The organism is uncultured Campylobacter sp. (genome assembly GCF_938030815.1).
In the GTDB taxonomy this organism is placed as follows: domain Bacteria; phylum Campylobacterota; class Campylobacteria; order Campylobacterales; family Campylobacteraceae; genus Campylobacter_B.
The window spans coordinates 1-5,432 of record NZ_CALHII010000163.1; the positions used below are offsets into that span (position 1 = coordinate 1).

The 5,432-nt window shown below is 39.9% G+C and carries 7 protein-coding genes; all 7 read right to left on the bottom strand.

From position 1 onward, the window contains the following. Positions 1 to 181, bottom strand: a 181-nt coding sequence (locus tag Q0277_RS06475; protein WP_297996639.1) for a hypothetical protein, incomplete at its 3' end; no start/stop codon positions are given. 72 nt (positions 182 to 253) lie between these two features. Further along, positions 254 to 1,258 carry an adenine-specific methyltransferase EcoRI family protein gene (locus Q0277_RS06480; protein WP_297996641.1) on the bottom strand — a complete coding sequence of 335 codons (1,005 nt, stop codon included), beginning with the start codon at positions 1,256 to 1,258 and terminating at the stop codon, positions 254 to 256. Next, positions 1,255 to 1,629 carry a hypothetical protein gene (locus Q0277_RS06485; protein ID WP_297996643.1) on the bottom strand — a complete coding sequence of 125 codons (375 nt, stop codon included), beginning with the start codon at positions 1,627 to 1,629 and terminating at the stop codon, positions 1,255 to 1,257. Before Q0277_RS06485 ends, Q0277_RS06480 begins: the two co-directional genes overlap by 4 nt. 1 nt (position 1,630) lies before the next feature. Beyond that, positions 1,631 to 3,583: a type IA DNA topoisomerase gene (locus tag Q0277_RS06490; RefSeq protein ID WP_297996645.1), complete on the bottom strand. Its 1,953-nt coding sequence runs from the start codon at positions 3,581 to 3,583 to the stop codon at positions 1,631 to 1,633. A gap of 1 nt (position 3,584) precedes the next feature. Continuing rightward, a complete protein-coding gene (locus tag Q0277_RS06495) occupies positions 3,585 to 3,860 on the bottom strand; it encodes a hypothetical protein (protein ID WP_297996647.1) in 276 nt (91 codons plus the stop codon). Between the two features lie 22 nt (positions 3,861 to 3,882). Continuing rightward, the gene (gene ssb, locus Q0277_RS06500) at positions 3,883 to 4,302 is read right to left on the bottom strand and encodes a single-stranded DNA-binding protein (protein WP_297996648.1); all 420 of its coding nucleotides are present in this window, start codon (positions 4,300 to 4,302) and stop codon (positions 3,883 to 3,885) included. 36 nt (positions 4,303 to 4,338) lie between these two features. Beyond that, a partial coding sequence (locus Q0277_RS06505) for a type IV secretion system protein (protein ID WP_297996649.1) occupies positions 4,339 to 5,432 on the bottom strand: 1,094 nt, incomplete at its 5' end.

Sequence of the window (5,432 nt, forward strand, 5' to 3'; positions counted from 1 at the left end):
AGAAGTGCATTTTTATGATTAAATAAAGCATTGCGTTAAATGCGATGTAGCAGATTGCGGCTAGCGCTATAAAGAATGCGTCCGCGTTTAGTATCGTTTCCACTCTGTTGGGTAGTTTTAAAAAATATAAAATAGCATTCGTGCCGAACCCTAACAAATTTATGGTTAAAAATACCCACATAAACCGCTTTATGGGACTGTTAAATAGTTCTGCTTTCTTTGATTTCTTCATAGTTTTAAGTAAATTTACTCCCTAAATTTGATTTATTACCTTAGTCCTAGGTCTAAGGCCGTTGATCCGCTGGATTATTATCCTGGTAAATAGCTCTTGCCCGTTTAGGACTGCTGATTTCGTATTGCTTTTGGTGTAGCTTTGTTTAACTAGCTCAGGGTATTTTTCCTTGATCTCAAAATCGCAGCCTAGTATATGAAACTGCGCCGGGTTGTGCCGTAAAAAGAACGTAAGGGGCACGCCGATTACGCCATCATAGTCGATCGGTATGTTTTTATAATTGGTCACTTCTATGATTTTGTAGTTATCGTATTCCGGGTATTCGTGCTCATTGCCTTTGTATTTTTTCATCAGTCTTACGCCAGTTTGATGCTTTGTGCTTTTTAAATTCGTAAACCACGATACGTTGCTAAATCGCTTTTTGCTGCCGTCCGGGCGAGTAAAAATATTTACTTGGTGATTTCCTAGCCAAATTTGGTTATTTTTGTATAGCTCAAATATCTTTTTATAGGTAATCGAATACGTTCCGCCTACGATTAAAAATTTCTTTTGACCACTTTGGGCTATATCTATAAGCTCTCTAAAAAGGGAGAAGGGTGGATTGGTTACGACGATGTCGGCCTGCGCGATTATCTCCTTTACTTCGTCACTGCGAAAGTCGCCCCGACCGCGCAACTGCGTTTCGCTCATGCCGTCACTCGTGATCTCTATTTTCGTGCCTTTCGAGCTTGGCTCGTTGACGTTAAATGTCGTCGTAATCAGCTTTTTTAGCTCAAAAGCTTTAAAATTTAGGGCGAAATACCTATAAAAATTGCTATTTTTCCCGTCATTGCACGGGCAGACCACGATTTTGCCCTTAAAATGCGCTTTATAGTCTCGCAGCTCTTCTCTGATCTCGTCAAAGCTAGTATAAAACTCGTCGTCGATCTCGTATTTGGCTTTCATAAAATATACATTGGCCCTCTTTTCTTTATCCGCCATCCAGCCTTGCTCGATCAGCTCGTTTTGGGTTGAAATTTGGCTCATTCTTTCCCTTTTTGTCCCGTTTTGCTTTTTGTATCGAAATACGATTTTAAAAAGCAAATTTCAAAATAATCAGCTTCTGGATCATTTAAATAATGCTCTAAAAATGAAGCGAGTTCCGAACGTACGCCGCCAAACTCTTTAATAAATTTTTTCTTATTTTGCGTTGCAAAGCATATAAAATCATCTTTGCCGATAATACACTCATAACGACTTTCTAAGTTTCTCCTGTATTTTTTAAAAATGTCAAAAAATACAGGGTTTAACGTATCCTTATATTTTTTACCGAAATAAATCCCGGCTATATCTTGCTCTTTATCGATTGTCGTTTTACGGCAAACACGAAAAAAGATTTCGGTGTTGTCCACAACCATGTTATTTCCTCTTCAATGCCTTTTCTATAAACGCCTTACAAATTTTCAGATCGGTATCGTAACCTTTGGGTAGCTCCAGCTTTTTATCTTTTGCTAGATCTTGCGCTAGTTTGATTTGTTTGTCGCTCGGCGGACGGATGGCCTTATCTTTATTCTTATTTATAAAATCCGAGCAAATTTTCCAGTCCGTTTCGATGCCGTCCGGCAATGCTATTTTTAAATTTGAGGCTATGCTTTTCGCAAAGTCCAGCTGAGCCGCACTCGGCGGTTTTGTCTCGCCATTGCTTAGCTCTTTAAAGCCCATTTTTTCGTGCAGCGGTTTTATGAAATCGAGATAATTTACTTTACCGCTGCTTATTTCGTCTAGTACGCTTTCCATTTGCTTTGTAAATTCGCTTTGTGTGATCCACTCGTCGTCCTTTTTAACGCTTTCGATGAAGCTTATACCTTTATTCGTGGCCACTATGTTTTGATTTTTGCCTTTGGTCTCGATAATCACGAATTCTCGTTTTAAAAGCGTAGGTAGAAACGTCGCATACGTGCTTGGTCTACCGATACCCTCTTTTTCTAAAAGGGAGATAAAATTGCTTTCCTTGTAGTGTTGCGGAGCTTGTTTTTTAACTTCTTGTAGCTCAAAGCCCAACACCTCGACTTCATCGCCTTGATTTAAATTTAGCTCTATTTCCGTCACCTCTTTGTCCTGCTCGTCTTCATTGTCCGCTTGCTCTTTTAAAGCCCCCTTAAAGCCTTTATAGATACATTTGCCGGTCTTAGCTTTAAAACTTAGAGCTTTGATGTCTATGTCGTATGTTTTATTCTCGTTTACGGCATTCTTGGCTTGGCTTAGGACTGAATTTAGAAAAATAAGCTCATAAAGCGATTTTTCGTCATCCGTTAGGCTTTCGCGCCCGGCGATCTCATCCATCTCGCCATAATCGTGTACGTGGCTTATACGGATCGCTTCGTGAGCCTCCGCTTGGCTTTGGCTGCCGGCTTTATATATTTTTTTCTCGTACCATTCTTGCCCTTTAAATTTAGCTTCCACCTCATTTATAAACTCGTCCGATATGGTATTGCTATCGGTTCTATGATATGTGATGAGGCCTTTTTCGAATAGCTTTTGAGCTAGGCTCATGGTTTTATCCGAGCTAAAGCCTAGTCTTTTATTTGCCGTCTCTTGCATTTGACTGGTTCTAAACGGAGCTTGCGGCTTGATTTGGCTTTGTTTCGTATCTATTTGATAGACTTTTGCTCTGCTGCCGCCAAGTTCGGCGATTTTTGCGTTCGCTTCGTCTTTTGAGATAAAAATATTATCGTTAACGGCCGTAAATTCTACGCCGCTGCCGGTTTTTAGCTTTACTTTGATTTTGTAGTCGATCTGTTTTGAAGCAGGGCTTGCCAAAAATTCTTTTATTTCAAGCTCTCTTTTTACGATCAAGGCAAGTGCCGGCGTTTGAACTCGGCCGACGGATAAATTTTTGTCGTTGAGCTTGTTGATGTAAGCGGGCGACATGATAAAGCCCACCAGCTTATCGCCTACTGCTCGTGCTTTAAAGCTATCGAATTCCTTTAAATTTGAGCTTGCAAACGGCACGGCTTTATCTAGCCCTTTTTCGATGCCGCTTTCGGTTATTTCGTGAAACTCGGCGCGCTTTACACTTTTTGCGACATTTTTAATCGTCTCATAAACCATGTAGCCTATGCCGTATCCTTCTCGATCCGGGTCGGTGGCTATGATGACGTCTTTGCCTTTGCAGTCATTAAAAATTTCGTTCATTCTATGCCTGCTTTGCTCTTTCATCTCAAATATCGGCTCATAGCCGACATAATCGACCACTATCTCCTTTGCTAGTTCTTTAAAATGCCCTTTTGTGGCGTAAACCTTCGCACCTGTTATATGTTCTATCTTGTCGCATTTATTTGGACTTTCAATAATGATTATCGCATTTTGCATTTTACATACCTGCTGCATTATAAGCTATTTTTATTATGCTTTGTATCTGCATAATTTGTTCTTCCGTCAAATTGTCATAAATTTTTTGAATATCAGAAACGTTAACATCATTTCCATCATAGGCTATTATAAAAAACGATTCAAGCACATGTTTCATTACTTCATTTTCTTTAAACTCCCTTGTAAGTCTTTCTTGCAAAATTACAATTTTTGCCGTTTTGTTAAGCTGCGAGAATGGGACATTGTCGTATGTACCTGTTATGTAATTTAGGTTCATTTTTTACTCCTTCAAAAATTTATTAGTCGAATGGCGCGTCTTGCGCGTTATCTGTATATTCGTTTTCTATCTGCGGCGCAGGATGAGCTTGCTCGTTTTGCCCAGCTTCTTGCCTATCTTTGGTATCAATCATTATCATTTTATCGACGATTACGCTATGCTTGCTTCTGTTTTGTCCGCTATTGTCCGTCCATCGGTCAAATTTTAGTCTACCTTCGATGAATATCCTTGAGCCTTTGGACAGGTATTGGTTGGCTATTTCCGCGCTTTTACCCATAAAAGTGACATCTATAAAGCACGTTTCTTCCCGCTTCTCGCCGTTTGCCGCGTTAAATTTGTGCGACGCGGCTATTGCAGTACTACCTATGGCCATACCGCTTGCCGTGTATCTAAGCTCAATGCCTTTGGTCAAATTTCCTATGATCGTAGCTTGTGCAAACATTTTTACCCCTTTTAAAAAATTTTCTAAATTTTAGCCTTACGGCACCGCGTATCCGCCGCGAAACGTTTTATATACGTCGTAGGCGCCCTTCGCTAGCATTTTTGAGCCCTTGCCTATATCTTTTCCAAGATTTACGCTTGCATCTATTCCTGCTTTTGTAATTTGCCCTACTGCTCTTCCGCCGGTTGCTCTACCAAAGCTTTGCAGTGCCCCACCGATAAAGCTACCGCCGGTTGCTTTTCTAGCTAGCCCGCCCAGTAAAGTTTTTCCAAGTATACCACCAGCTACCGCGCCTGCGACTACTCCGCCCGCTCCACTTTCCATCTGTGTTCCCAGTACCGCATTTATCCAATTTGGTATTTTTCTGATTATGAAAAGCGCAGTTATGCAAGTAATTGCTCCAGTAATCAAATATTCAAACTGCTTTATAAATAATTCGCCTATGACGTTTTGATATTTCTCAAGCTCTATGATCGGATTCATTGCTAAATTTAGGGCTATAAATGCCAAAGGAGCGATGATGGCGTATGATAGGTATAGCTTGTACCAGCTCCATAAATACGGCAAAAAGCGCGGCGTTATCAAAAATGGCAGCACCAATGGCAGCGTGCTTAATATCAAAAATGCCACGAATTTGCTAAAAAATATAACGATCGTGATGCCGATTAGTAGAATAAAAAATACTAGGTAAAATATCCAAAACGGGATCATTAAAAATGCCGTTACAACCCCTGCCATTATATAATCACTCGGACCATTAAAGCTTAATCCCAAAAATGACCATTCTTGTGATTTTAAATAAGTTTTTGTTCCATAGTCCCACATTAAAGCTCTTAAATTATCCACCCTATTGGCCGATTCCGTTACAATCGTTCCGAAATCTTGACTCTGAAAAATCGAGCTCACCGTCGCAGTTATCGTATTTTCAGGTATAGTTAGGAAGTATAAAGCGCCCGTATATGCTTCAAATGAACTAAGAACTGCAAAAATAAAGCAAAGCCTGATTATGTATTTTATAGCATTAAATGTCTCCTCTCGCGTTGGATATCCATTTTTTAGCCTATTTAATAGCCAAAATACAACTATTAAAATTATGATCGTCGTCGAGGCGGTTGAATAAACTAAATCGT

Coding starts and splice junctions, on each gene's coding strand:
- Q0277_RS06480 (WP_297996641.1), bottom strand. CDS start 1,258: ATGAGCCAAATTTCAACCCAAAACGAGCTGATCGAGCAAGGCTGGATG.
- Q0277_RS06485 (WP_297996643.1), bottom strand. CDS start 1,629: ATGGTTGTGGACAACACCGAAATCTTTTTTCGTGTTTGCCGTAAAACG.
- Q0277_RS06490 (WP_297996645.1), bottom strand. CDS start 3,583: ATGCAAAATGCGATAATCATTATTGAAAGTCCAAATAAATGCGACAAG.
- Q0277_RS06495 (WP_297996647.1), bottom strand. CDS start 3,860: ATGAACCTAAATTACATAACAGGTACATACGACAATGTCCCATTCTCG.
- ssb (WP_297996648.1), bottom strand. CDS start 4,302: ATGTTTGCACAAGCTACGATCATAGGAAATTTGACCAAAGGCATTGAG.